Raw genomic sequence first — 26,604 nt, forward strand, 5'->3', positions numbered from 1 at the left:
GTATTAGGCACGCCGCCAGCGTTCATCCTGAGCCAGGATCAAACTCTCCAATAAAGTTAGTTTGTCTAGCATCTAAAATAAAAATTGACGTTTCACGTTGTTTGTTTCGTTTAGTTTTCAAAGTTCAACATCGCGTTTCAGCGACTTTTATAATATATCATACTATATTATTTTGGTCAACAAGTTTTTTTGATAAGTTGTATCTCTCATTTGCTGACTCTGCCTATTATATAGGCTTTCTCTTCCCTATGCAAGTATTATTATAAAAAAATAAAGAGAGGGAAAATCCCCTCTCTTATTCTTCTGAAGAAACCTCTTCACTCGTTTCTTCCTCTTCATCTTTTTGTGCTTTTGCTACCGTCGCTACCTCTTGGTCTTCCTCTAATCGAATTAGACGAACACCTTGTGTATTACGTCCCATTTGAGAGATTTGATCAACTGGCATACGAATAATAACGCCTGCCGCTGTAATTAACATAATATCTTCTTCACCTGTAACAGACTTAACAGCTACTAATTTACCGTTCTTATCTGTAATGTTACAAGTTTTCAGACCTTTACCACCGCGACTTTGCAGACGGTATTCATCAATCGGTGTACGCTTTCCGTAACCATTTTTCGTTACAATTAGAACATTTACATCCTCTTCGACAATTTCCATACCTACAACTTGGTCTTCATCGCCCAACGTAATAGCTTTAACACCTGCAGCATTACGTCCCATAGAACGAACATCTTGTTCATTGAAACGAATTAGCATACCGTTACTTGTCCCGACAATAATATCCTTATCACCCGATGTTAAACGTACAGATATTACTTCATCCTCTTCACGAAGAGAAATTGCAATTAAACCATTTGTACGTATATTTGCAAATGATGAAAGTGGCGTTCTCTTAGAAACCCCTTGTTTTGTCGTAAAGAATAAGAACTGATCGTCACCAAATTCACGAATCGGAATAATAGCGTTAATCCACTCACCCTTATCTACCCCTAATAGGTTAATAATTGGTAGTCCTTTTGCAGTACGACTATACTCTGGAATTTCATATCCTTTCGTACGGTATACTTTACCCTTGTTTGTAAAGAATAAAATATGATCATGAGTAGACGTTGTTAATAAATGTTCAACAAAGTCATCATCATTCGTACCCATTCCTTGCACACCACGTCCCCCACGGTTCTGTGTTTTGTACGTAGAAGCTGGTAACCTCTTAATATAACCGTTATGAGTTAACGTAATCGCAATGTTTTGTTCAGGAATTAAATCTTCATCTTCAATAAATTCCATACCGCCAATTGTAATTTCTGTTCGTCTCTTATCATTGAAACGCTCTTTTACTTCTGTTAATTCTTCACGAATAATCTCAAGAACTTTTTCTTCATCTGCTAAAATCGCTTTTAATTCAGCAATTAACTTCATTAAGTCTTGATATTCTTGCTCAATTTTTTCACGTTCTAATCCAGTTAAGCGTTGCAGACGCATATCTAAAATCGCTTGCGCTTGTTTCTCACTTAAACCAAAACGTTCCATTAAGCCTTGCTTTGCAATATCTGCCGTTTTTGAACTACGAATTAACGTAATAACTTCATCAAGATGATCTAAAGCAATTCGTAATCCTTCTAAAATATGAGCACGTGCTTCTGCTTTTTCTAATTCATAAGCAGTACGTCTACGAATTACTACCTTCTGATGCTCTAAATAATGATATAGATTTTGTTTTAAATTTAGTACTTGTGGCTCCCCATTTACAAGAGACAACATATTAATACCGAAACTTGTTTGAAGCGCTGTATGTTTATATAGATTGTTTAATAGTACGTTTGCATTAGCATCACGACGTACTTCCATGACAATACGCATACCATTACGATCTGATTCATCACGTAAATCTGTAATACCTTCAATTTTCTTATCGCGAACTAATTCTGCGATTTTTTCAATTAATCGCGCCTTATTAACTTGATAAGGTAGTTCAGTTACGATAATAGATTGTTTACCGTTTGACTTCTCTTCAATTTCAACCTTAGCACGAAGCATAATGGAACCGCGACCTGTTTCATAAGCTCTTCGAATTCCACTTCTTCCTAAAATTAAACCTGCCGTCGGAAAGTCTGGACCAGGAATATATTCCATCAATTCTGCGATAGTAATATCAGGATTATGACTTAATGCCAGCACACCATCAATTACTTCGCCAAGCTGATGCGGCGGTATATTTGTTGCCATACCAACAGCAATACCTGTTGTACCGTTTACTAATAAATTAGGGAAACGCGCTGGTAGTACTATCGGTTCTCTTTCGGAACCATCATAGTTATCTTGATAATCAATTGTATTTTTTGAAATATCACGTATTAATTCCATAGAAATCTTAGACATTCTTGCCTCTGTATAACGCATTGCTGCTGCTGAATCTCCATCTACAGAACCGAAGTTACCATGCCCATCTACAAGCATATAACGTTGACTAAAATCTTGCGCCATACGTACCATTGTTTCATAAACGGCTGAATCACCATGAGGGTGATACTTACCGATTACTTCACCGACAATACGTGCTGATTTCTTATACGCTTTATCAGCTGTAATTCCTAAATCATTCATCGCATATAAAACCCTACGATGCACAGGTTTTAATCCATCACGAACATCTGGTAATGCACGAGATACGATAACACTCATTGCGTAATCTAAAAATGAGGTACGCATTTCATGACTAATATTAATTTCTCGAATTCGTGCTTGTTGTTGATTGTCTGACATCAACGAGCACCTCCTCTTACATTTCCGTTACACATACATTGATTTATATGTAGAAGACAGGAATACTTAGATTCCTGTCATTACTCATTTAAATATCAAGGTTCTTCACGTATTTTGCATTCTCTTGGATAAAGTTACGACGCGGTTCTACTTTATCACCCATTAAAATTTCAAACGTTTCGTCTGCTTCTATTGCATCTTGAAGAGAAACTTGAAGTAACGAACGTACTTCTGGATCCATTGTCGTCTCCCATAGCTGAGTTGGATTCATCTCCCCAAGACCTTTATAACGTTGAATTCCTGGTTTCGGCTGGGCTGGTAGCTCAGCTAAGATTTTTTCAAGTTCCTTATCGTTGTAAGCATATTGAATTTTTTTACCTTGTTGTATTTTAAACAATGGCGGCTGTGCAATATAGATATAACCACACTCAATTATTTGACGCATATAACGATAGAAGAACGTTAATAATAGGGTACGAATATGTGCACCATCAACATCGGCATCGGTCATAATAATAACTTTATGATAGCGTGCTTTTTCAATATCGAAGTCTCCACCAATATTTGTACCGATTGCCGTAATAATTGTACGAACTTCATCATTTGATAAAATCTTATCTAAGCGCGCCTTTTCCACATTAATAATTTTACCCTTCAGCGGTAAAATCGCTTGGAAATGACGATCGCGTCCTTGTTTTGCAGATCCACCCGCAGAGTCACCCTCTACGATGTAAATTTCACTAATTGCTGGATCTTTCGAAGAGCAATCAGCTAATTTACCAGGTAAACTGGAAACTTCTAACGCACTCTTTCGACGTGTCAATTCACGCGCTTTTTTCGCAGCTACACGTGCACGTGCAGCCATCGTACCTTTTTCTACAATTTTTCGCGCTACATTAGGATTTTCTAGTAAGAACTTTTCAAATGCCTCTGAGAATACAGACTCTGTAATTGTTCTCGCTTCACTATTCCCAAGTTTTGTCTTCGTTTGTCCTTCAAATTGTGGATTTGGATGCTTGATTGATACAATTGCTGTTAAACCTTCACGAACATCCTCACCAGTTAAATTACTGTCCGCATCTTTTAAAATGCTATTTTTACGACCATAGTCGTTGATTACACGAGTTAAAGCTGTTTTAAAACCTACCTCATGTGTACCACCTTCATACGTATGGATGTTATTCGTAAATGAGTAAATATTATTTGTGTATCCTTCGTTATATTGAAGAGAAACCTCAACCTGAATACCATCTTTTGAACCTTCTACGTACACAGGCTCTTCATGAATCGGTTGTTTTGAGCGATTTAAATGCTCAACGTATGATTTAATTCCACCTTCGTAATGGAATTCTTTCTTTTGCTTATGTTCACGTTTATCTTCAATTGTTAATTTAATATTACGATTTAAAAACGCTAATTCACGCATACGAGTTGCTAGCGTATCAAAATCGTATACTGTTGTTTCTTGGAAAATTTCCGGATCTGGTTTAAATCGAGTTATTGTTCCTGTTTGATCGGTGTCACCAATGACTTTTAAATCCGCAACCGGAATACCTCTTTCGTATTTTTGGTAATGGATTTTACCTTCACGATGTACAAATACTTCTAATTCTGTTGATAGAGCATTTACAACCGATGCCCCAACACCATGTAAACCACCAGAAACTTTATAACCGCCACCGCCAAATTTACCACCGGCGTGGAGAACAGTCATAATAACTTCTACAGCTGGACGTCCCATTTTTTCTTGTATACCAACCGGAATACCACGCCCATTATCCGTTACACGAATACTATTATCTTCTTCGATACTAACATTAATTTCATCACAATAACCTGCAAGTGCTTCATCAATACTATTATCTACGATTTCCCAAACAAGATGGTGAAGCCCTTTTCCACTTGTAGATCCAATATACATACCAGGGCGTTTCCGAACTGCCTCTAGTCCTTCAAGCACCTGTATCTGACTTTCATCATATGCATTTTCTTGCATTTGCTTTTGTTCCATTGACACAAAGATCACCTACTTTTCCATTTAAACAGGGGTTATTCCCTATCTATTTCACAATCTACAGTGCCGTTCGTTACATGAATTGTTTTCGCTTCTTTTAATGTTTCGTGTTCAATTCCGTCGACACTCGTCGTTGTAACAAATGTTTGCACTTTTCCTTGAATTGTATTTAAAAGATGTGATTGACGATAATCATCTAATTCTGATAAAACATCATCCAACAAAAGGATTGGATATTCTTTAACCTCTGAATAAATCAATTCAATTTCAGCTAATTTTAGGGATAGTGCGGTCGTTCGTTGTTGTCCTTGCGAACCAAAGACTTGAACATTTTTACTATTAACGAAGAATTGTAAATCGTCACGATGAGGACCAATTAAAGTCGTACCACGGAAAATTTCACGTTGTTTCACAGATTGAAAACTTTCATAGTATACTTCTTTTATTTTCGACAAATCCATTGATTCTGATACATCTACACTTGGTTTATAGACAATTTCTAACTCTTCTAATCCACGGCTTATACCTCGATGAATTGGAGCTGCCCATTCCTGTAGCAAATGCAAAAATTCAAAACGTTTTTGCAGTATTTTCGCACCATGCTCAATTAGTTGAAGTGTAAATACATCCAACATCGTTTCCTCATTCTTACTATTCCCTTGCATTTTTTTCAACAAGTGATTTCGTTGCGTGAGCACCTTTTGATATTGACTTAATTCATACAAATATACAGGAGCTATTTGTCCTAATTCCATATCTAAAAAGCGTCTTCTTACTTGAGGGCTTCCTTTTACAAGATTTAAATCTTCTGGGGCAAACATGACAACGTTCATCACGCCAATATATTGACTTAACTTTTGTTGTTCAAGTTGATTTAATTTTGCCTTTTTACCTTTTTTCGAAATATTTAATTCCAAAGACAAAGAACTGTTTCTTTTTTGTAATTTCCCTTTTATTTGACCAAAATCTTCATCCCAGCGGATAAGTTCGCGATCATTAGAGGTTCTATGAGATTTCGCCATCGCTAAAACATAAATAGCTTCCATCAAATTTGTTTTCCCTTGCGCATTTTCGCCGATAATTACATTTACCTTATCTTCAAAGGAAAGCTCTAATTTTTCATAATTGCGATAGTTTTTTAATTGTATTTCTGAAATAAACAAAGGGCTCCCCCTTTATGCCTGAACTTGGAAAGTTCCGCTTCCTGGAATTTCAATAACATCATTCGCATATAGTTTGCGACCTCTTCTATTTTCAAGTTCGTTGTTCACGTACACTTCATATTCTTGTAAAAACCATTTTACAGCGCCACCTGTATCAATTACATCAGCTAACTTTAAAAATTGTCCTAGTGTAATATACTCTGTTGAAATTTTAATACGTTTCATAAAATCGCTCACTTTCTGAAAGTGTTCATTCTTTCATTGTACTAAATAAACTAGCATTAGGAAAGTAATACCCAAAAATCAAATAAGGGCCACTAGCATCTTTAAACTAGCAACCCTTATTCCTTACCTAGTAAGTACGAACCGGTAAAATTAATTGAATAATTGAATCATCATTTACTGTACGAATTAAGAACGGTCTCATCGCCCCAGTAAAGCTAACTTTAATCTCTGTACTATCCAAAGCTTTCAATGCATCCATCATATATTTTGCACTAAAAGATATTTTTAACTCTTCTCCATCTACTTTTTCGCATTGTACTTCTTCGACAACTTTTCCGATTTCTGGTGAATTCGAAGAAATCTCTAGCATTTCTTGCTCTAAAGTTGATAATTTAACAACGTTATTGCGGCCATCTCTTGCTAATAGTGAAGCACGATCAATTGCTTGTAGGAATTCTTTTGTATTCACAAAAATATCCGTTTTACTCTCTGCCGGAATTAAACGTGTCGTATCAGGATAATTCCCTTCTAACAATCTTGAGAAGAATAATAAATGTTTTGTACGGAATAATACTTGATACTCCGTAATAACGATATCTACCATTTCTTCAGACTCATCTAAAATTTTACTTAATTCATTTAAGCTCTTACCTGGGATAACAACATTAGCTTGGAATTCATCTGCAATATTATGTCCTTCAATTTTTGCTTTTCGAAGTGCCAGCCTATGACTATCTGTTGCAATACAAGTTAACTCGCTGTTATATACCTTCCAGTTTACACCTGTCAAGATTGGTCTTGTTTCAGAAGTAGAAACTGCAAATACAGTTTGTCTGATCATATGTTTAAGTAAATCTGTTGGTATCTTAAATACATGATGTTCTTCAATCTGTGGCAATAACGGATATTCTGCAGAATCTAAACCATTTAAGTTAAACTCTGATTTTCCAGATTTTATTTTTGTCATAAAATGATTTTCTACAGAAATTTCGACAGTGTCTTTAGGTAGTTTTTTTACAATCTCACTAAAATATTTTGCCTGTAAAACAATGCTTCCTGATTGAGCTATTTCTACGATTTCTTTTCCATCTTCTTCGACTGGAATAAACGATTCAATAGAAATATCAGCATCGCTTCCTGTTAATGTAACTCCTTCTTCAGTTGCTACAACTTTAATTCCCGTAAGAATTGGGATTGTTGTACGAGAAGAAACTGCCTTCATTACATCTTGTACACCTCTTACAAGATAGTCTTTTTGTATTGTAAAACGCATAAAGAAAAACCTCCGGTAAGTATAAGATTTTATTTAATTAATAAAGATAAAAAATAGTAGTAATAGTAATAGGGCTTGTGGATATGTGGATAACCCCGCTAAAGGATGTAAAAACAGTCTATCTACATGTGGATAGACTGTGCGTAAAACAAGGTAAGTTATTCACACTATTCAGCTACTACTTTAAAATACCATTAATTTCTTCAACTTGCTTTTGTAATTGCGTATCGGTTTTTAGTAGTTTAGAGATTTTTTCATGGGCATGGATAACTGTTGTATGATCACGTCCACCAAATTCTTCACCTATTTTTGGTAAAGAGGAATCTGTAAGCTCGCGCGATAAATACATTGCAATTTGGCGAGGAAACGCAACTGATTTTGTACGTTTTTTCGCTTTAAAATCTTCTAATTTCACTTGATAAACGTCCCCGACAGCTTTTTGAATATCATAAATAGAGATAATTTTCGGCTTAGAATTTGGAATAATATCTTTAAGTGCTTCAGCTGCTAAATCAGCATTAATATCTTTATTAATTAAAGATGAATAAGCTACAACTCGGATAAGTGCACCTTCTAATTCACGAATATTTGAATCAATTTGATTTGCGATATAAAGCATAACTTCATTTGGTATATCAAGCCCTTCAGCTTTTGCTTTTTTGCGTAAAATCGCAATTCGTGTCTCTAAATCTGGCGGCGTAATGTCTGTAATAAGTCCCCATTCAAAGCGGGAACGAAGACGATCTTCTAAAGTTGGAATTTCTTTTGGTGGTCGGTCACTAGAAATTACAATTTGTTTACTTTCTTCGTGTAATGCATTAAATGTATGGAAAAACTCTTCTTGAGTCTGTTCTTTTCCAGCAAGAAATTGAATATCATCTATCAATAAAACATCTACGTTACGATATTTATTACGAAAATCAACAGCTTTATTATCACGAATAGAGTTAATAAATTCATTTGTAAATTTTTCTGATGATAAATATACAACTTTTGCATTTGGATTATGTTCAATTACATAATGACCAATTGCGTGCATTAAATGTGTCTTTCCAAGTCCAACTCCCCCGTAAATAAAGAGTGGATTATACGCTTTAGCTGGCGCCTCAGCTACAGCTAATGAAGCTGCATGGGCAAAACGGTTACCAGAGCCAATAACAAATGTATCGAATGTATATTTTGGATTTAACATGCTCTGTGGTAAATGAGCTGAATCATCTTGTGCTGGATTCGGCTTAACTGGAGGCAGATCAATGTCCTCTTCAGCTTGACTTTGGGGAATAATAAAGCGAATTGCTAATTTTGCCCCTGTTAAATCGTATAGTGTTTCTGAAATTAGTTCGGAGTAATGAGATTCTAGCCAGTCACGAGCAAATTCATTCGGAGCTGTAATCGTTAATACGTCTTTCTTCAAGTTATGAGCCGTTGTGGATTTTAACCATGTCTCATAACTAGGCTTGCTTACCTTTTTTTCTAATTCTTTTAAGGCACTATTCCATAAATCAGAGATATTTTCCAAAGGTGTCCCTCCTTTACTAAGTTGGTAAAAGAATAAGGTTGCGCAACAAATGTACAACCTAATAAATATAAAATGTATATTTATACGAAACGTATTTTAAAACCTAAAAACGTCGTTTGTATATGAGATAGGGTTTTCGACAAAAAAAGCAAATGTGGACAACTATTTACCCACATGTGATTAAAACTGTCCACATGTTATACACAAATTGTGGATAAGATAAAGGTGTGGAAAACTTATTCAAAGTGAAAACACAACTATAATATCAAAAAAAAGTGGCTATAGCAATGAATTTAAGAAAGTTATCCACAAAATCAATACCTTGTGGAATAAACTTGTCCACAACACGATATACTGTGTAAAAGTGCGAAAAAAGTTTGTGGATATAAAAAGCGTGAAAAAATATTTATCCACAAGGAAATATAGGTGCTGTGAAAAAGTATGTGAATAGGTTCAAAATGAATATTTGATGAAAATTTCTAGAACCATTGACATTTTCCTAGTTAATTAACTATAATTTATAGGACTGTCTTTAACAGATATTCCTCAGGGAGGTGTCATATAATGAAAAGAACTTACCAACCAAATAAACGTAAGCGCAGCAAAGTACATGGTTTCCGCAGCCGTATGAGCACAGCGAACGGACGTAAAGTGCTAGCAGCTCGTCGTCGTAAAGGAAGAAAAGTATTATCTGCGTAGACCACTGATCGTTCAGTGGTCTTTTTTTCTAATAATAGTGAATTTCCGCTGATGAAATACAGGAGTGTCAATTGATATGAAGAAAAAACATCGTATAAAGAAGAATGATGAATTCCAGGCGGTTTTTCAAAAAGGAAAATCAAATGCAAATCGTCAGTTTGTTGTATACCAATTAGATAAAGAAGAACAGCCAAACTTTCGCATCGGCCTTTCTGTTAGCAAGAAAATAGGAAATGCAGTAGTTCGTAATCGAATTAAGCGCATGGTCCGTCAGGCTATTACAGAGTTAAAAGATGAGATAGCTTCTGGAAAAGATTTTGTTATAATAGCAAGGAAGCCTTGTGCAGAGATGACATATGAAGAAGTAAAGAAAAGCTTAATTCATGTCTTTAAACGCTCTGGTATGAAAAGAATAAAAAAGTAGCGTAAGGAAATGAATTACACTATATACATACCGATACAAGGAGGAGTAGGCTTTGAAAAAGAAATTAGGTTTACTAGCCATGCTTATTGCATTAATGGCGATTACTGCTGGCTGTAGTGAAGTAAATCAGCCAATTACACCAAAAAGCACTGGAATTTGGAATGAATACTTCGTATACCCGCTTTCTCAGTTAATCACGTATTTTGCAAACTTATTTAACAGTAATTATGGTTTAGCAATTGTTGTTACGACTCTTATCATTCGTTTTGCGTTATTACCATTAATGATTAAACAAACGAAGAGTACGAAAGCGATGCAAGCGTTACAACCGGAAATGGTGAAGTTAAAAGAGAAATATAGCTCTAAAGATCAAGCGACACAGCAAAAACTGCAGCAAGAAATGATGCAGTTATACCAAAAAAATGGTGTAAATCCATTAGCTGGTTGTTTACCAATCTTTATTCAAATGCCAATTCTGTTCGCTTTTTATCATGCAATTATGAGAACAGCTGAAATTAAACAACATAGTTTCTTATGGTTCGATTTAGGACATGCAGACCCGTTCTATATCTTACCAGTCGTTGCAGCAATTACGACATTTATTCAGCAAAAGCTTGCAATGGCAGGAACAGCTGGTCAAAATCCACAAATGGCAATGATGCTTTGGCTTATGCCGATTATGATTTTAATCTTTGCAATTAACTTCCCAGCTGCATTATCACTTTACTGGGTTGTTGGTAATATCTTTGGTATTGCTCAAATGTACTTTATTAAAGGACCAGAGATTAAGGCTAGTAAGGCTGGTAAGGCTGGAGGCTCAAGCAAGTGAGTGTAATTACTGCTAAAGGACAAACAGTCGAGCTGGCAGTAGAGGATGCTTTAAGGCAATTAAATACATCAAAAGATCGAGTAGATATAAATATTGTCGATGAGGGTAAAAGGGGATTCTTAGGTTTATTTGGGAATCGCCCTGCAGTAGTAGAAGTTGTATTGAAGAAAGATCCAATTCAAGAATGTGAAGAATATTTAAGAAATGTTATTCACGATATGGGTGTGGAAGTCGAGATTAGTAAAATTGTAAAAGGACGCGAAATCGAATTTACAATTTCTGGTGATAATGTAGGTGTTTTAATTGGGAAAAGAGGTAATACATTGAACTCTTTACAGTATTTAACAAAACTTGTCGCGAATCGTAACACGAAGCAGTATATCGGTATTACACTAGATGCTGAAAATTATCGTAGTAAAAGAAAAAGTACGTTAGAATCACTTTCTTATCGATTAGCGAAACAAGTATTTAATACGAAAAAAAGAGTTATTTTAGAACCGATGCCATCTTTTGAACGAAAAATTATTCATCAGGCATTATCAAATCATCAAGGTATCAATACAACTTCTGAAGGAAATGAACCACATCGGCATGTTGTAATATCTCCTAAATGACCGGTTGCTCAAATGAGTGCCGGTTTTTTTGAGCGGAAAATAGATGTGGATAACTAAAAAACACTAAACTTATCCACTGTGAATAAGTTTAGTGTTTTTTACATGGGGATATAATAAAATGAGTTATTCTTCTTTTGTAGATAGGTTCGTTATGGTATCCTAATAATTTAGTGAAAGAAATAATCATGTTGAAATAGAGATAAATAAGCAAGTGAGGTGAAAGGACATGGAATTTGATACAATTGCTGCGATTTCCACAGCGCTTGGAGAGGGTGCAATTGCCATTGTTCGAGTAAGTGGGGATGATGCGGTTGAGAAAGTTGATCGTATTTTTAAGGGGAAGGATTTAACAGAGGTTCCTTCTCACACTATTCATTATGGTCATATTGTTGATTTAGATACAAATCAAGTTATTGAAGAAGTTATGGTGTCTATTATGCGCGCACCAAGGACTTTTACACGTGAAAATATAGTGGAAATTAACTGTCACGGTGGACTTGTTTCAGTAAATAAAGTATTGCAACTTATTCTAGCACAAGGAGTACGATTGGCAGAACCGGGCGAATTTACAAAACGTGCTTTTTTAAATGGACGTATCGACTTATCACAAGCAGAAGCTGTTATGGATTTGATTCGAGCAAAAACAGATCGTGCGATGAATGTAGCAATTAATCAAATGGAAGGGCGATTATCTAAATTAATTGGTCTTTTGCGTCAAGAAATATTAGAAACATTAGCTCATGTTGAGGTAAATATAGATTATCCAGAATACGATGATGTAGAAGAGATGACACATAATATTTTAATTGAGAAAGCGACGCATGTTCGTTCGGAAATCGAAAAAATATTAGAAACATCAAAACAGGGGAAAATTTTACGTGAAGGTATTGCTACAGCAATTATCGGTAGACCTAACGTTGGGAAATCATCGTTATTAAATAGTCTTGTTCAGGAGAAAAAGGCAATTGTAACTGATATTGCAGGAACAACTCGTGATGTTATTGAAGAGTACGTTAACGTGCGTGGTGTACCTCTTAAACTTATAGATACAGCCGGTATTCGGGAGACAGAAGATGTTGTTGAACGAATTGGTGTGGAACGTTCAAAAGAAATGATGAGCCAAGCGGATTTAGTATTAGTTGTTGTCAACTATAGCGAGGCTTTAACAAATGAGGATGAAGATCTATTCCGTGCGGTACAAGGAAAAGACTTTATTGTTATTGTGAATAAGACTGATTTACCGCAAGCGATTGATATGGAACGTATTACAGAGTTAGCCGCGGAAAATCGTGTTATTACAACATCCTTAATTGAGGAACAAGGAATAGATGAACTCGAAAAGGCAATAGCTGATTTATTCTTTGAAGGAACAATCGATTCTGCAGATATGACATATGTTTCTAATGCGAGACATATTGGATTATTAACACAAGCAGGAAAAACAATCGGTGATGCAGTTGAGGCGATTGAAAATGGTGTACCAATTGATATGGTACAAATTGATTTAACAAGAACGTGGGAAATACTTGGTGAAATTACTGGGGACACAGTGCATGAAAGCTTAATTGACCAGTTGTTCTCTCAATTTTGTTTAGGAAAATAATATAGTGAAGTTGTAGAAAGATAGAGATTATTAGGAGGAATAAATAATGGGATACAATGCCGGTTCATACGATGTCATAGTAATCGGTGCAGGTCATGCAGGATGTGAAGCTGGTCTTGCGGCAGCACGAATGGGCTCAAAAACATTAATGTTAACAATTAATTTGGATATGGTAGCATTCATGCCATGTAACCCTTCTGTTGGTGGACCAGCAAAAGGGATTGTTGTTCGTGAAATTGATGCATTAGGCGGAGAAATGGGACGTAATATTGATAAAACTCATATTCAAATGCGTATGCTAAATACAGGTAAGGGACCAGCCGTACGTGCACTTCGAGCGCAAGCTGATAAATTCGCTTACCAACATGAATTAAAGAAAACAATTGAAGAAACACCAAACTTAACGTTGTTCCAAGGAATGGTAGAGCGTTTAATCGTTGAAGAAGGTGTATGTAAAGGGGTAGTTACACAAGCTGGTGCAGAATATACAGCAAAAACCGTTGTAATTACAACTGGAACATTTTTACGCGGCGAGATTATCATGGGCGACTTAAAATATTCAAGCGGTCCAAATAATCAGCAACCGTCTATTACATTATCTGAGCATTTAGAGGAACTTGGATTTGATCTTGTTAGATTTAAAACAGGGACACCTCCGCGTGTAAACAGTAATACAATTGACTACAGTAAAACAGAAATTCAACCAGGTGATGATAAGCCACGTGCGTTCTCTTTTGAAACAACGAAATTTATTATGGATCAAATTCCATGTTGGTTGACATATACAAGTACAGAAACACACCGTTTAATAGATGAAAATTTACATCGTTCAGCTATGTATTCTGGTATGATTAAAGGAACAGGCCCTAGATACTGTCCTTCTATTGAAGACAAAGTAGTAAGATTTAATGATAAACCACGTCATCAAATTTTCTTAGAGCCAGAAGGGCGTAATACACAAGAAGTATATGTACAAGGTTTATCCACAAGCTTACCAGAAGATGTACAACGTGACATGCTTAGAACAATTCCAGGCCTAGAAAATGTTGAAATGATGCGTACAGGTTATGCAATTGAATATGATGCAATTGTGCCAACACAACTATGGCCAACACTTGAAACGAAAAAGATTAAAAATTTATATACAGCAGGACAAATTAATGGAACTTCTGGTTACGAAGAGGCGGCCGGACAAGGGCTTATGGCTGGAATTAATGCAGCATGCCGTTCTTTAGGTAAAAAAGAAGTTGTTTTAGGTCGCGAGGATGCTTATATTGGCGTCTTAATTGATGATCTTGTAACGAAAGGTACAAATGAACCATATCGTTTATTAACGTCTCGTGCAGAATACCGTCTATTATTACGCCACGATAATGCTGATCTTCGTTTAACTGAAGTTGGTCGTGAAATTGGATTAATTAAAGAAGAGCGCTATGAGCGATTTACAAATAAAAAATTACAAATTGAACAGGAAAAGGAACGTTTAAGCAGCATTATTATTAAACCACGTCCTGAAGTTCAAGAATTAATTCGCAATATTGGCGGAAGTGAATTGAAAGATGGAATACGTGCAAGTGACTTATTACGTCGTCCAGAGATGACATATGAGCATATTCATCTTTTAGTACCAAGTGAAGTAGAATTAAGTGATGAAGTTAAAGAACAAGTTGAAATTCAGATTAAGTATGAAGGGTATATTGAAAAATCTTTACAGCAAGTAGAGCGTATGAAGAAAATGGAGAGTAAAAAAATCCCTGTAGATATTGATTATGATGCGATTTCTAGCCTTGCTTCAGAAGCTAGACAAAAATTGAAAGATGTTCGTCCACTTTCAATGGGGCAGGCTTCACGTATTTCTGGCGTAAATCCAGCGGATATTTCCATTTTACTTGTGTATATAGAACAAGGAAAAATTGCACGCGTATCGAACCAATAAATAGTAAGGAGATATTGCTAGATGAACATAGAACAATTTCAATCTATGCTAGAAGAGAAGGGAATCACCCTCTCTTCTAGACAGTTAGAGCAGTTCAAAATCTACTTTGAAACATTAGTAGAGTGGAATGAAAAAATGAACTTAACGGCTATTACAGAAAAAGAAGAAGTATATTTAAAACACTTTTTTGATTCCATTACAGCTGCTTTTTATTATGATTTTTCAAAACCATTCTCAATTTGTGATGTTGGTGCAGGGGCTGGATTCCCAAGTATTCCTTTAAAAATCTGTTTCCCGCACTTAAAAGTAACAATTGTAGATTCATTGCAAAAACGTATTAATTTCTTAAATCACTTAGCCCAAAAGTTAGAATTAAGTGATGTTGCATTTTGTCACGATCGTGCTGAAACATTTGGGAAAAAAGAAGGTGTACGTGAATCATACGATATTGTAATGGCACGTGCAGTTGCGCGTCTTTCTGTATTAAGTGAGCTATGTTTACCACTTGTAAAAGTTGGAGGAACATTCATTGCAATGAAAGGTGCAGCAGCAAACGAAGAAATTGAAAATGGCAAGTATGCTTTAGAGGTGCTAGGCGGAGAGTTAAAAGAGATGTCTACGTTCCAATTGCCATTTGAAGAGAGTGAACGTAATATTTTATTAATCGAGAAAAAGCGCAAGACACCAAAGAAATATCCACGCAAACCGGGAACACCCAATAAATTACCTATTGAAAAATAAATCTTATTAGACGTAAGATTAAATTATATAAATGAAAACGTAAATGTTTCATAGGAAACATTTTATGGAGAATAGTCAATAGGCCTAAAAGGTGGTGGAATATGTATGAAAAATACGTTTTCTCGTTTATTTGGCTTTGGAGATAAAGAGAGCGAATTCGAATTACAAGACGAAAGCCATGAAGAGATAGATAAAAAGGTATATGAAGAAATACAAGAAATTCCGATAGTAAATATTACCCCTAACCGTTATCAACCAAGAACAGTTTTTGATGATGCGCGTATTGATGAGCTAGCATTAACAATTCGTACACATGGACTTATTCAACCGATTGTTGTAAGGCAATATGAGGATGATAAGTACGAGATTATTGCTGGAGAAAGACGTTTTCGCGCGGCAACAAAGTTAGGTTGGGAAAAGGTTCCTGCAATTATAAAGAATTTAAATGATACAGAGACAGCTTCTGTAGCTTTAATTGAAAACTTGCAACGTGAGGAACTAACGGCAATCGAGGAAGCTGTGGCATATCAAAAGCTGATTGAGTTACATAATTTAACACAAGAAGCATTGGCACAACGACTTGGAAAAGGACAATCTACAATCGCAAATAAGTTGCGCTTGTTAAAGTTGCCTGAAGAAATAAAAAGTGCATTATTAGAAAAAAGCATTACAGAACGTCATGCCCGCGCTCTCATTCCTTTAAAAAATGAGGAATTACAACTGAAGGTTTTACAGGAAATTGTTGAGAAACAACTAAATGTAAAGCAAACAGAAGAACGAATTGCGAAGTTACTAGAGGAAGCGAAACCGAAGCGTAAGGCAAAGCAAAAAGCAGTAAGTCGAGATACGAGGATTGCTATGAATACAATTAGACAATCTTTACAAATGGTTACTGAAAGTGGTTTGAATGTTAATTCTGAGGAAGAAGAATTTGATGAGTACTATCAAATTACAATTAAAATTCCAAAGAAAAAATAATAATGACGTGCTAGAGACCTTATCCTATTGGAGAGGTCTCTTTTACTATATTTTCTTGTTAAATGAAGAAGGAGTTTAGAAATAAATTTTGAAGTTTAATAAAGGACGTAAAAGAAAAAGTTTTATTTCATGTTACAATAAACGTAATTGTTACTAGAATAAGATAGAAAGGTTGAAAGTAGGTGACATCATGGGAAAAATCATTGCTATTGCTAATCAAAAAGGCGGTGTTGGAAAAACAACAACATCTGTTAATTTAGGGGCTGGATTGGCGCAAGTAGGTAAAAAAGTCCTTCTTGTAGATATTGATGCTCAAGGAAATGCAACGACTGGTGTGGGAATTGAAAAATCTGAATTAGATCAATGTATTTATAACGTTCTTGTGGAAGATGCAGATGTTCAAGGGGTTATACAGAAAACCGCAACTGAAAACTTAGATGTTCTACCCGCTACAATTCAATTGGCTGGTGCTGAAATTGAATTGGTACCGACTATTTCCCGGGAAGTACGTTTGCAAAGAGCATTACAACCAGTTCGTGATGAATATGACTATATTATTATCGACTGTCCCCCATCTTTAGGGTTATTAACGATTAATGCATTAACAGCAGCAGATTCTGTTATTATTCCTGTACAGTGTGAATATTACGCACTAGAAGGGTTAAGTCAGCTATTAAATACAGTTCGACTTGTACAAAAACATTTAAATAAAAATTTAGCAATTCAAGGTGTATTGTTAACAATGTTGGATGCCCGTACAAATTTAGGGATTCAAGTTATAGATGAAGTGAAAAAGTATTTTAGGGATAAAGTATATCGCTCGATTATTCCGCGTAATGTACGCTTGAGCGAGGCTCCAAGTCATGGGAAACCTATTATGCAGTATGACGCTAAATCAAGAGGAGCAGAAGTGTATATAGATTTAGCAGAGGAAGTGATTGCAGGTGGCTAAAGGATTAGGAAGAGGAATTAATGTGTTTTTTCCTGATTTAGATGTGAAAGAAGAGGAAACAATTCAGGAGATTCTTGTAACTGAATTAAGGCCGAATCCATATCAACCGCGTAAACACTTTAATAAAGAGGCGATTCAGGAATTAGCAATTTCGATTAAGGAACACGGTATTCTACAACCATTAATTGCTAGGAAGAGTATTAAAGGATATGAAATTGTTGCAGGTGAAAGACGATTTCGTGCTGCAAAAGAGGCTGGTTTAGAAAAAGTACCTGCGGTTGTAAGACAATTAACTGAACAGCAAATGATGGAATTTGCTTTGTTAGAAAACTTACAACGAGAAGATTTAAATCCTATGGAAGAGGCAATGGCATACCAGATGTTAATGAATGAGCTAAATGTAACGCAAGAACAATTAGCGAAACGTCTTGGTAAAAGCAGACCTTACATTGCAAATTATACTCGGTTATTAAGCCTACCTTCTTTCGTACAAGATATGATTGCAAATGGTCAACTTTCAATGGCTCATGGGAGAACTTTACTTACGATAAAAGATGAAGAACAATTGAAGTCCTTATTGAAACGCATTGAAAAAGAAGGATTAAATGTTCGTCAATTAGAGAAAATCGTCCAAGAGATTAATCAACACGTTTCACGTGAAACAAAAAAAGTGAAAAAAGAGCGAAATATATTTTTCGTAGAACGTGAAACGTTCTTAAGAGAAAAGTTTGGCACAGATGTGAAAATTAAAGAGACGAAAAAAGAAAAAGGTAAAATCGAAATTGAATTTTTTAATAAAGAAGATTTAAATCGTATTTTAGAACTATTAGCACAGAAAAATTAAAAAGCAAACCATCTTATTATTTATAGATGGTTTGCTTTTTTTAATGCGGATAATTTTTGATCCGTCTCTTTTATACTTTTTGCGATTACATCAGCCATTTTCATGACTAAACTTAATCTTGTATTTTGAAGAACGAAAAACTCCATAAACCCATTTAGATTGACGATACCGTGTATGTGCAAATCACCAACTGCAGGTAATTTCTTATTCATAGCAGCTCCAGGTTTACTAGGTCCCTTTCCAGTAGTGATTGATCCGATATTTTGGGACTTTCCTAAACATGCATCAACAGCAATTATAAATGCAGTAGGATATTCTTTCTGTATATTCTGAATTTTCTCTTCTAAATTTAGCGCATGTACTGGCTCATCTAGTGTACCGAATACTTGGAGGTTTTGGATGTCTATTTGTTCAAGTTTTGTACCAACTAATGGGCCGAGTGCGTCACCTGTAGAGCGATCTGTGCCGATACAAACGAGAATGAGTGGTATATTAGTTTTAATAGGAATATGGGTAAGTAAGAAATTACTGATTATCTCAGAGGCTTCTAGATCTTGGTGCATAACGTTTTGAGTTTCTTTCTCAAAAAATGGTAAGCGAAAACTTCCAATATTCATGAAGCACCCATCCTTTTAATAAATTTTCAATATATGTTATATGGTGAGGAAAATGGAAAGTTATAAGTGCGTAATTTTTGCAAAATGTGAATGAAAACGGAAATAATAGTACTAGTATATATATATTCATTCCATTTTATACCTGGATGTCGGGGATAAAATAGGATTAAAATCATAAAATTTTTTCAGCAATTAGGGGACTTCTGATACAATAATAAGGGTAACTAAAAAGAAATTTTAGCTAGAGAGGTAGAGGTACATGGATTTATTAGCGAAGTGGTTTAATTCTATGAAACAGTATTTATTAGATGCTGATCGTTGGGCTCATATTGGAGTTGCGACATTAAAAATATGTATTATTTTAACAATTGGTGCAGTTGTTGTGCGAATTGCAAGGGCGGTTGTACGAAATGCGTTTCGTATGGGGAGTCGTTCTCCAATTCAAATTTCAGAACGTCGTACAGTTACAGTAGCGAAATTACTTGAAAATATTGTAGCGTACGTTGTTATGTTCATTATGCTAATTGCGATTTTAGGTGTGTTTGATATTAATGCATCAGGTTTATTAGCGGGTGCTGGGGTAATTGGTTTAGCAGTCGGATTTGGTGCTCAAAGTTTAGTGAAAGACGTTATTACAGGTTTATTTATTTTGTTAGAAGATCAGTTTTCAGTTGGCGATTATGTTAAAATCGGTCAATTTGAAGGAGTCGTTTTAGAAATTGGACTTCGTACAACGAAAGTAAAGAGTTGGACAGGTGAAATTCATACTTTACCAAATGGAAGTATTATTCAAGTTACTAACTACTCAGTTAGTAATAGTGTAGCGTTTGTTGATGTATCTATTTCATATGAGGCTGATATTGCGAAAGCAGAGCAAGTTATTGAAGATTTATTAGTAGAATTACCTTCAAAGTACGAAAAAATGGTAACAACGCCTCAATTATTAGGTGTGCAAACATTAGCTGCATCAGAAGTTATATTACGTGTTATTGCTGAAGTAGAACCGATGCAACATGCAGTTATTGCAAGGGCACTTCGTAAAGAGATTAAAAATCGTCTTGATTTACATGGAATTGAAATTCCATATCCACGTATGGTTTTATATAATCGTGAAGAATTAGTTAGTGGAAAAGCAATTTAGTATGGAGAGGAGTTTGGAGAATGGAGCAAAAGGAATATAACTTGTATGATGTTGTGGAAATGAAGAAAGCCCATCCATGTGGCGAGAATCGTTGGAAAATTATTCGTATGGGAATGGATATCCGCATTAAGTGCGAGGGGTGTGACCATTCAGTAATGATTCCTCGAAGAGAGTTTGATCGTAAGGTAAAAAAAATACTTGTGAAGCACGAAGAATAGAGGGAGAGTAACAGTTACAGTAGGTAACTGTTACTTTTTTTCGTTTGGCGGAAACTTGTCATTTTTTTCGTTACTATCTATAATGATGAAAGATTGAGACATAGGAGTGAAAAATATGGGATTAACGGCTGGGATTGTTGGATTACCTAACGTAGGGAAGTCCACTTTATTTAATGCAATTACACAAGCAGGAGCAGAATCTGCGAACTATCCATTCTGTACAATTGATCCAAACGTAGGGATTGTAGAAGTACCAGATGAGCGTTTAAATAAATTAACGGAATTAGTAGAACCGAAAAAGACTGTTCCGACTGTATTCGAGTTTACTGATATTGCAGGTATCGTAAAAGGTGCTAGTAAAGGTGAAGGTTTAGGAAATAAATTCTTATCTCACATTCGTCAAGTAGATGCAATTTGCCAAGTTGTTCGTTGTTTTGAAGACGAAAATATTACGCACGTTTCAGGGAAAGTAGATCCAATTGATGATATTGAAACAATCAATTTAGAGCTAATTTTAGCGGATTTAGAGTCTGTTGATAAGCGTATCGAGCGTGTTGCAAAATTAGCAAGACAAAAAGATAAAGAAGCGGTATATGAGCATGAAATTTTAGTTCGTTTAAAAGAAGCTTTTGAAGAGGGAAAACCAGCTCGTACTGTTGAATTTACAGAAGAGCAGATGAAGATTGTTAAAGGCCTTCATTTACTTACAACAAAAGAAATGTTATACGTAGCGAATGTAAGTGAAGACGATATTATCGATCCTTCGGAAAATAAATACGTACAAATGGTAAAAGAATTTGCAGCAAATGAAAATTCTCAAGTAATCGTTGTATGTGCAAAAATTGAATCAGAAATCGCTGAATTAGACGAAGAAGAGAAAAAAGTATTCCTTGAAGAATTAGGAATTGAAGAGTCTGGTTTAGATCAATTAATTCGTGCAGCATATGACCTATTAGGACTTGCTACGTACTTTACAGCTGGCGTTCAAGAAGTACGTGCTTGGACATTTAAACAAGGAATGAAGGCACCACAATGTGCTGGTGTTATTCATACAGACTTTGAGCGTGGATTTATTCGTGCAGAAACAGTTTCTTACGATGATTTAATGACAAACGGTTCTATGACAGCTGCAAAAGAAGCTGGAAAAGTACGTTTAGAAGGAAAAGAATATATCGTAAAAGACGGAGATGTTATGCACTTCCGTTTTAACGTTTAATTTAATATTTCCTAGGAAAAATAAAGATATGAACTTGGCAAATATATTATATGTTTGCCAAGTTTTTTATGTATTGGTGAGTTGATTCATATAACTTACTATGATATAATCTAAACTCGTGAGTAATTACTATAAATTAATTGCTCCTTGCCCATTACGGGCCGTTTAGACCAAAAGGAGGTGAAAGTGTAATGAGAAAGTACGAAATTATGTACATCATTCGTCCTGGCGTTGAAGAAGAAGCTCAAAAAGCTTTAGTTGAACGTTTTGCAGGTGTTTTAACAAACAATGGTGCAGAAATCATTAACACGAAAGAGTGGGGTAAGCGTCGTTTAGCTTACGAAATCAACGACTTACGTGAAGGTTTCTACATGATCTTAAACGTGAAATCTAACGCAGAAGCGATTAACGAATTCGACCGTTTAGCTAAGATCAACGAAGACATCCTTCGTCATATCGTTGTTAAAGAAGAAGAAAAATAATTGATATATAAGGGAGAGTGGTTCGATTGATGAATCGTGTTATCCTCGTTGGTCGTTTAACTAAGGACCCTGACTTACGTTACACGCCCAATGGTGTCGCAGTAGCTACTTTTACGTTAGCTGTGAATCGCGCATTTGCCAATCAGCAAGGTGAGCGTGAAGCTGACTTTATTAATTGTGTAATATGGCGTAAACAAGCAGAAAACGTAGCAAATTATTTGAAAAAAGGTAGCTTAGCAGGCGTAGATGGGCGTCTTCAAACTCGTAATTACGAGGGACAAGATGGTAAACGTGTATACGTAACAGAAGTTCTTGCGGAAAGCGTGCAATTTTTAGAGCCGCGTAATGGCGGTGGGGAGCAACGTGGTTCATTTAATCAGCAACCATCAGGAGCTGGTTTCGGTAACCAAGGCTCTAACCCATTTGGTCAATCTAGTAATTCAGGTAACCAAGGTAACTCTGGATTTACGAAGAATGACGATCCATTTTCAAATGTAGGTCAACCGATCGACATTTCCGACGACGATTTACCGTTCTAATACAGTAAATTTGTTAGTTTTAACAAAGAATGGAGGGAAATAGACATGGCAGGACGCAAAGGTGGACGTGCGAAACGTCGTAAGGTGTGTTTCTTCACAGCTAACGGCATCACTCGCATTGACTATAAAGATGTTGATTTATTAAAACGTTTCGTTTCTGAGCGTGGTAAAATTTTACCTCGTCGTGTAACAGGAACAAGCGCAAAATACCAACGCAAACTTACAGTTGCAATTAAACGTGCTCGTCAAATGGCACTTTTACCATATGTTGGTGAATAATAGCGTATGAAATGCACAGTAGAGTGGGACTCTACTGTGCATTTTGCTATGCTTTTCTTTTTGAAAGAGAGGTTAAAATGTGAAACAAACAAAGTTTATTACAGAAGGTGCAGCATTATTAGCTATATATGCAATTTTATTGCTTATATCTATGTATGTTCCGATTTTGGGTACAGTTGTAACTTTTGCGTTGCCGTTACCATTTATACTATTAATGATAAGACATAAACTATCTAATGTGCTCGTGATTTTTGTAGCGGCACTTTTTGTTACTATTATTGTGAGTCAACCGCTGAATTTAGTGAAGACAATTATGTTTGGATTGATAGGGATTGTTTTAGGATATATGTATAAAACAAGAAAAAAGCCAGTGGAAATCTTAATAGCGGGGACGCTTGCATACTTAATTGGTTTTGTACTTATTTATGTTGCGAGTATAAAGTTTTTCAACATAGATATAATGAAGCAAATGCAAAGTATGTTTAGTGAAAGTATGGCGAAAAGCGAAAAGATAGTAAGTGCTACAGGTATGCCGATTAGTAAGGAACAAAAAGAGTTACTTGCACAAATGAATGATATATTACAATCGTTACTTCCAAGTATACTTGTGCTAGTTTCAGTATGTTTTTCTTGGATTACAGTGATAATATCAGGTAGTGTTTTGAAAAAGTTAAAACATGAAGTTATATCTTGGCCTAAATTTAAAGATATACAATTACCAAAGAGTATCATTTGGTATTACGTTATATTTATTTTGTTAGCAACTTTTATAAAAGTAGAACCAACATCATATTTACATATGGTATTTTCTAACCTAAATGTCATATTTGCACTATTGCTTGTACTGCAAGGTCTGACATTTATCGCCTTTTTAGCGTATAGAAAAGGTTTTACTAAAGGGGTTCCTATTATTAGTTTTATTGCATGCATGTTTATTCCGATGCTGTTTCCTCTTGTGACAATCTTAGGTATAATTGACTTAGGGATTTCATTGCGTTCTAAAATAGGGGGATAAAATAATATTCCTTATACTATTTTAATCTGTTTAACTAACTGGAAGGTAAGTTAGTTTTACTTTATAGGAGTTGTATACATGCCTGAATTTGATAAGAAACAGTGGTTTTTATATCCTGTTTATGTACTGGCATTTTTTGTGTTTGTGCTCATTTCAATTCTCTGTTATTTTCATTTAATTATGGGTATAGCTGCTTTTGTCATTTTTTGTATCGTATTCTTTATCGTTATACGATTTGAACTTAATTTTCAAAGGAATTTCGAAAAGCATACGACAGATATGATTACAAGAGTAAAGAAAGTAAGTAATGAAGCATTTAACCAAATGCCGATTGGTATTTTGTTATACAATAAGGATTATGGGATTGATTGGGCAAATCCTTATTTATCTTCATGTCTGGGACAGCACGCATTAGCTGGATGGCACCTTTACGATGTATCAGAAACATTACTTCTTTTCATTAAAGGAGAAACTTCTGATGATATAGTCTCTTTAAATAATCGAAAGTTTCGCGTTTTTGTAAGGAAAGAAGAAAAGTTAATTTATTTCTTTGATGTAACGGAACAAACAGAAATCGAAAAGATGTACGAGGATCAAAGGACTGTTTTAGCTGTCATCTATTTGGATAATTATGATGAAGTTACACAAGGATTAGATGATCAATTACGTACGAATATAACAAGTCTTGTGACATCGCGACTAAATGAATGGGCACTTAAGTATGGTGCTTATTTAAAACGTGCATCTTCAGAAAGATTCTTCGTTGTGCTAAATGAAAGTATTTTGACGCAGATGGAGAAAGGGAAATTTAGCATTTTAGATCAGGTGCGTGAAGAAACATCTAAAAGGAATATACCACTTACATTAAGTGTGGGTGTCGGATCAGGTGATTTACCTTTATCAGAGCTTGGAGCAATGGCTCAATCTGGTTTAGATCTTGCGCTTGGGCGTGGGGGAGACCAAGTAGCTATTAAACAAGCGACAGGTAAAGTTAAGTTCTATGGAGGTAAGACAAATCCGGTTGAAAAACGTACCCGTGTACGTGCCAGGGTCATTTCGCATGCGTTAAAGGATTTAGTATTAGAAAGTAGTAATGTCATTATTATGGGGCATAGGGCTCCCGATATGGACGCAATTGGTGCTGCGATTGGTATTTTAAAAGTGGCTCAATTAAATGAGCGTAAAGGATATATTGTGTTAGATGAAAATGATTCCGATAAAGGAATTAAGCGTTTGATGGACAAAGTGAAACAAAATGAGGAGTTATGGTCTCATTTTATTACTCCAGAGCAAGCGATGGAATTTGCAAATGATGAGTCGTTACTTGTTGTTGTCGATACGCATAAACCTTCTATGGTGATGGAGCAAAAACTGTTACATAAAATTGAAAATGTAGTAGTTATTGATCATCATCGCCGTGGAGAAGATTTTATTGAAGACCCATTGCTAGTTTATATGGAACCATATGCTTCTTCAACGGCAGAATTGGTTACAGAATTACTTGAGTATCAACCTAAAAATTTAAAGATGACAATGTTAGAAGCGACGGCATTGTTAGCGGGTATTATTGTCGACACGAAAAGTTTCACATTCCGGACAGGGGCTCGTACATTTGATGCTGCTTCTTATTTACGCTCACATGGTGCAGATACTGTACTTGTACAAGAACTTTTAAAGGAAGATATGGATCAGTATTTACGGGTTGCAAAAGCTATAAAAAATGCGTACATTTATAAAAATGGAATTGCGATTGCTAAAGTTGATAGTGATGATTACTACGATCAAGTGCTTATTGCGCAATCGGCAGACACGTTATTAACGATGACGGGGATTATTGCATCATTTGTTGTTGCGAAACGTGGCGAGAATCTCATTGGAATTAGCAGCAGGTCTTTAGGTGAAGTGAATGTGCAGCTAATTATGGAAAACTTAGGCGGTGGCGGGCATTTGACGAATGCAGCCACACAGATGAAAAATGTTACAGTAGATGAAGCTGAGGAGAAGCTTCGATTTGTTATTGATGACTATTTACAGGGAGGCACACAATCATGAAAGTAATTTTTCTAAAAGACGTAAAAGGTAAAGGTAAAAAAGGAGAAGTAAAAAACGTACCAGATGGCTATGCAAACAACTTCTTACTAAAACAAGGATTAGCTGCTGAAGCAACAAATAGCAGTATGAAAACTTTAGAAGCTCAAAAGCGTAAAGAAGAAAAAGATGCAGCAGCAGAGCTTGAAAATGCAAAAGAGTTAAAAGAGACTTTAGAGAAATTAACTGTAGAATTAAAGGCGAAATCTGGAGAAGGTGGCCGTTTATTTGGTTCTATCACAAGCAAACAAATCGTAGATGCAATGCAAAAATCACACAAGATTAAACTTGATAAACGTAAATTTGAAATGGACGATGCAATCCGTGCGCTAGGTTATACAAACGTTACTGTGAAATTGCATCCACAAGTAACAGCAACAGTAAAAGTTCATGTTAGTGAACAATAAAAATAAATTAAGCAAGGAGGA

27 protein-coding genes are annotated in these 26,604 nt (G+C 35.5%); 20 read left to right on the forward strand and 7 right to left on the reverse strand.

What is annotated here, in order from left to right:
- Positions 1-266, forward strand: a 266-nt coding sequence (locus ACTFO4_RS10015; RefSeq protein ID WP_230090770.1) for a hypothetical protein, incomplete at its 5' end; no start/stop codon positions are given.
- Positions 267-295: 29 nt separating this feature from the next.
- Here the strand turns inward: ACTFO4_RS10015 and gyrA are convergent.
- The 6 genes from gyrA to dnaA all read right to left on the reverse strand — a co-directional run bounded on the left by gyrA (position 296) and on the right by dnaA (position 8,961).
- Positions 296-2,767, reverse strand: a complete 2,472-nt coding sequence (gene gyrA / locus ACTFO4_RS10020; protein WP_001282864.1) for a DNA gyrase subunit A — start codon at positions 2,765-2,767, stop codon at positions 296-298.
- A gap of 88 nt (positions 2,768-2,855) precedes the next feature.
- Positions 2,856-4,778 carry a DNA topoisomerase (ATP-hydrolyzing) subunit B gene (gene gyrB, locus ACTFO4_RS10025; RefSeq protein ID WP_000435982.1) on the reverse strand — a complete coding sequence of 641 codons (1,923 nt, stop codon included), beginning with the start codon at positions 4,776-4,778 and terminating at the stop codon, positions 2,856-2,858.
- Positions 4,779-4,816: 38 nt separating this feature from the next.
- Complete coding sequence (gene recF, locus ACTFO4_RS10030; RefSeq protein ID WP_000470745.1) at positions 4,817-5,944, reverse strand: DNA replication/repair protein RecF; 1,128 nt, start codon at positions 5,942-5,944, stop codon at positions 4,817-4,819.
- A gap of 12 nt (positions 5,945-5,956) precedes the next feature.
- Positions 5,957-6,169, reverse strand: coding sequence for a S4 domain-containing protein YaaA (gene yaaA, locus ACTFO4_RS10035; RefSeq protein ID WP_000821364.1), 213 nt, complete (start codon positions 6,167-6,169; stop codon positions 5,957-5,959).
- A 127-nt stretch (positions 6,170-6,296) separates the two neighbouring features.
- Positions 6,297-7,442: a DNA polymerase III subunit beta gene (dnaN, locus tag ACTFO4_RS10040; RefSeq protein WP_001212884.1), complete on the reverse strand. Its 1,146-nt coding sequence runs from the start codon at positions 7,440-7,442 to the stop codon at positions 6,297-6,299.
- Between the two features lie 178 nt (positions 7,443-7,620).
- Entirely contained in the window at positions 7,621-8,961 is a 1,341-nt protein-coding gene (gene dnaA, locus ACTFO4_RS10045) for a chromosomal replication initiator protein DnaA (protein WP_000428017.1), read from the reverse strand.
- 564 nt (positions 8,962-9,525) lie between these two features.
- On the opposite strand from dnaA, the gene rpmH reads away from it, so the two are divergent.
- From rpmH to spo0J, 10 genes are all read left to right on the forward strand, one after another.
- Positions 9,526-9,660, forward strand: coding sequence for a 50S ribosomal protein L34 (gene rpmH / locus ACTFO4_RS10050; RefSeq protein WP_000831901.1), 135 nt, complete (start codon positions 9,526-9,528; stop codon positions 9,658-9,660).
- 76 nt (positions 9,661-9,736) lie between these two features.
- Entirely contained in the window at positions 9,737-10,084 is a 348-nt protein-coding gene (rnpA, locus tag ACTFO4_RS10055; protein WP_000726619.1) for a ribonuclease P protein component, read from the forward strand.
- Between the two features lie 52 nt (positions 10,085-10,136).
- Positions 10,137-10,913: a YidC family membrane integrase SpoIIIJ gene (spoIIIJ, locus tag ACTFO4_RS10060; protein WP_000727734.1), complete on the forward strand. Its 777-nt coding sequence runs from the start codon at positions 10,137-10,139 to the stop codon at positions 10,911-10,913.
- Positions 10,910-11,527 (forward strand): RNA-binding cell elongation regulator Jag/EloR, encoded by a 618-nt coding sequence (gene jag / locus ACTFO4_RS10065; protein ID WP_000111516.1) that lies wholly within the window; start codon positions 10,910-10,912, stop codon positions 11,525-11,527. The genes spoIIIJ and jag overlap by 4 nt, the downstream gene beginning before the upstream one ends.
- Positions 11,528-11,753: 226 nt before the next feature.
- Complete coding sequence (gene mnmE / locus ACTFO4_RS10070; protein ID WP_440013615.1) at positions 11,754-13,130, forward strand: tRNA uridine-5-carboxymethylaminomethyl(34) synthesis GTPase MnmE; 1,377 nt, start codon at positions 11,754-11,756, stop codon at positions 13,128-13,130.
- A 46-nt stretch (positions 13,131-13,176) separates the two neighbouring features.
- Complete coding sequence (gene mnmG, locus ACTFO4_RS10075) at positions 13,177-15,066, forward strand: tRNA uridine-5-carboxymethylaminomethyl(34) synthesis enzyme MnmG (protein WP_000541031.1); 1,890 nt, start codon at positions 13,177-13,179, stop codon at positions 15,064-15,066.
- A gap of 21 nt (positions 15,067-15,087) precedes the next feature.
- Positions 15,088-15,807, forward strand: coding sequence for a 16S rRNA (guanine(527)-N(7))-methyltransferase RsmG (gene rsmG / locus ACTFO4_RS10080; protein ID WP_001019628.1), 720 nt, complete (start codon positions 15,088-15,090; stop codon positions 15,805-15,807).
- Between the two features lie 105 nt (positions 15,808-15,912).
- Entirely contained in the window at positions 15,913-16,785 is an 873-nt protein-coding gene (noc, locus tag ACTFO4_RS10085) for a nucleoid occlusion protein (protein ID WP_000799016.1), read from the forward strand.
- Between the two features lie 190 nt (positions 16,786-16,975).
- Complete coding sequence (gene soj / locus ACTFO4_RS10090; protein WP_000516114.1) at positions 16,976-17,737, forward strand: sporulation initiation inhibitor protein Soj; 762 nt, start codon at positions 16,976-16,978, stop codon at positions 17,735-17,737.
- Positions 17,730-18,581 carry a stage 0 sporulation protein Spo0J gene (gene spo0J / locus ACTFO4_RS10095; RefSeq protein WP_001051832.1) on the forward strand — a complete coding sequence of 284 codons (852 nt, stop codon included), beginning with the start codon at positions 17,730-17,732 and terminating at the stop codon, positions 18,579-18,581. The genes soj and spo0J overlap by 8 nt, the downstream gene beginning before the upstream one ends.
- Before the next feature lie 20 nt (positions 18,582-18,601).
- Here the strand turns inward: spo0J and yyaC are convergent, their stop codons facing one another.
- Positions 18,602-19,198 carry a spore protease YyaC gene (gene yyaC / locus ACTFO4_RS10100; protein ID WP_001020714.1) on the reverse strand — a complete coding sequence of 199 codons (597 nt, stop codon included), beginning with the start codon at positions 19,196-19,198 and terminating at the stop codon, positions 18,602-18,604.
- A gap of 259 nt (positions 19,199-19,457) precedes the next feature.
- Here yyaC and ACTFO4_RS10105 point away from each other — a divergent pair, with 259 nt between their 5' ends.
- From ACTFO4_RS10105 to rplI, 9 genes are all read left to right on the forward strand, one after another.
- Positions 19,458-20,339 (forward strand): mechanosensitive ion channel family protein, encoded by an 882-nt coding sequence (locus ACTFO4_RS10105; RefSeq protein WP_000364814.1) that lies wholly within the window; start codon positions 19,458-19,460, stop codon positions 20,337-20,339.
- Positions 20,340-20,359: 20 nt separating this feature from the next.
- Positions 20,360-20,557, forward strand: coding sequence for a DUF951 domain-containing protein (locus ACTFO4_RS10110; RefSeq protein WP_000435485.1), 198 nt, complete (start codon positions 20,360-20,362; stop codon positions 20,555-20,557).
- Between the two features lie 115 nt (positions 20,558-20,672).
- Entirely contained in the window at positions 20,673-21,773 is a 1,101-nt protein-coding gene (gene ychF / locus ACTFO4_RS10115; RefSeq protein ID WP_000524657.1) for a redox-regulated ATPase YchF, read from the forward strand.
- A 191-nt stretch (positions 21,774-21,964) separates the two neighbouring features.
- Positions 21,965-22,255 (forward strand): 30S ribosomal protein S6, encoded by a 291-nt coding sequence (gene rpsF / locus ACTFO4_RS10120; RefSeq protein WP_001233778.1) that lies wholly within the window; start codon positions 21,965-21,967, stop codon positions 22,253-22,255.
- A gap of 26 nt (positions 22,256-22,281) precedes the next feature.
- Positions 22,282-22,794 carry a single-stranded DNA-binding protein gene (gene ssb, locus ACTFO4_RS10125; protein ID WP_000981966.1) on the forward strand — a complete coding sequence of 171 codons (513 nt, stop codon included), beginning with the start codon at positions 22,282-22,284 and terminating at the stop codon, positions 22,792-22,794.
- 45 nt (positions 22,795-22,839) lie between these two features.
- A complete protein-coding gene (gene rpsR, locus ACTFO4_RS10130; RefSeq protein WP_000918873.1) occupies positions 22,840-23,073 on the forward strand; it encodes a 30S ribosomal protein S18 in 234 nt (77 codons plus the stop codon).
- A gap of 79 nt (positions 23,074-23,152) precedes the next feature.
- Complete coding sequence (locus ACTFO4_RS10135) at positions 23,153-24,088, forward strand: YybS family protein (protein ID WP_000814837.1); 936 nt, start codon at positions 23,153-23,155, stop codon at positions 24,086-24,088.
- A 78-nt stretch (positions 24,089-24,166) separates the two neighbouring features.
- On the forward strand, positions 24,167-26,140 hold the full coding sequence (locus ACTFO4_RS10140; RefSeq protein ID WP_001113785.1) for a DHH family phosphoesterase: 1,974 nt from the start codon (positions 24,167-24,169) through the stop codon (positions 26,138-26,140).
- A complete protein-coding gene (rplI, locus tag ACTFO4_RS10145) occupies positions 26,137-26,583 on the forward strand; it encodes a 50S ribosomal protein L9 (RefSeq protein ID WP_000864228.1) in 447 nt (148 codons plus the stop codon). The genes ACTFO4_RS10140 and rplI overlap by 4 nt, the downstream gene beginning before the upstream one ends.
- Positions 26,584-26,604 lie beyond the last annotated feature (21 nt).

The organism is Bacillus cereus group sp. MYBKT14-1, from assembly GCF_051915185.1.
GTDB lineage: Bacteria > Bacillota > Bacilli > Bacillales > Bacillaceae_G > Bacillus_A > Bacillus_A cereus.

Bases quoted from the DNA above. Each gene is read 5' to 3' on its own strand.
- gyrA (WP_001282864.1), bottom strand. From the start codon at position 2,767: ATGTCAGACAATCAACAACAAGCACGAATTCGAGAAATTAATATTAGT.
- gyrB (WP_000435982.1), bottom strand. From the start codon at position 4,778: ATGGAACAAAAGCAAATGCAAGAAAATGCATATGATGAAAGTCAGATA.
- yaaA (WP_000821364.1), bottom strand. From the start codon at position 6,169: ATGAAACGTATTAAAATTTCAACAGAGTATATTACACTAGGACAATTT.
- dnaN (WP_001212884.1), bottom strand. From the start codon at position 7,442: ATGCGTTTTACAATACAAAAAGACTATCTTGTAAGAGGTGTACAAGAT.
- rpmH (WP_000831901.1), top strand. From the start codon at position 9,526: ATGAAAAGAACTTACCAACCAAATAAACGTAAGCGCAGCAAAGTACAT.
- rnpA (WP_000726619.1), top strand. From the start codon at position 9,737: ATGAAGAAAAAACATCGTATAAAGAAGAATGATGAATTCCAGGCGGTT.
- mnmE (WP_440013615.1), top strand. From the start codon at position 11,754: ATGGAATTTGATACAATTGCTGCGATTTCCACAGCGCTTGGAGAGGGT.
- mnmG (WP_000541031.1), top strand. From the start codon at position 13,177: ATGGGATACAATGCCGGTTCATACGATGTCATAGTAATCGGTGCAGGT.
- rsmG (WP_001019628.1), top strand. From the start codon at position 15,088: ATGAACATAGAACAATTTCAATCTATGCTAGAAGAGAAGGGAATCACC.
- noc (WP_000799016.1), top strand. From the start codon at position 15,913: ATGAAAAATACGTTTTCTCGTTTATTTGGCTTTGGAGATAAAGAGAGC.
- soj (WP_000516114.1), top strand. From the start codon at position 16,976: ATGGGAAAAATCATTGCTATTGCTAATCAAAAAGGCGGTGTTGGAAAA.
- yyaC (WP_001020714.1), bottom strand. From the start codon at position 19,198: ATGAATATTGGAAGTTTTCGCTTACCATTTTTTGAGAAAGAAACTCAA.
- ACTFO4_RS10105 (WP_000364814.1), top strand. From the start codon at position 19,458: ATGGATTTATTAGCGAAGTGGTTTAATTCTATGAAACAGTATTTATTA.
- ACTFO4_RS10110 (WP_000435485.1), top strand. From the start codon at position 20,360: ATGGAGCAAAAGGAATATAACTTGTATGATGTTGTGGAAATGAAGAAA.
- ychF (WP_000524657.1), top strand. From the start codon at position 20,673: ATGGGATTAACGGCTGGGATTGTTGGATTACCTAACGTAGGGAAGTCC.
- rpsF (WP_001233778.1), top strand. From the start codon at position 21,965: ATGAGAAAGTACGAAATTATGTACATCATTCGTCCTGGCGTTGAAGAA.
- rpsR (WP_000918873.1), top strand. From the start codon at position 22,840: ATGGCAGGACGCAAAGGTGGACGTGCGAAACGTCGTAAGGTGTGTTTC.
- ACTFO4_RS10140 (WP_001113785.1), top strand. From the start codon at position 24,167: ATGCCTGAATTTGATAAGAAACAGTGGTTTTTATATCCTGTTTATGTA.
- rplI (WP_000864228.1), top strand. From the start codon at position 26,137: ATGAAAGTAATTTTTCTAAAAGACGTAAAAGGTAAAGGTAAAAAAGGA.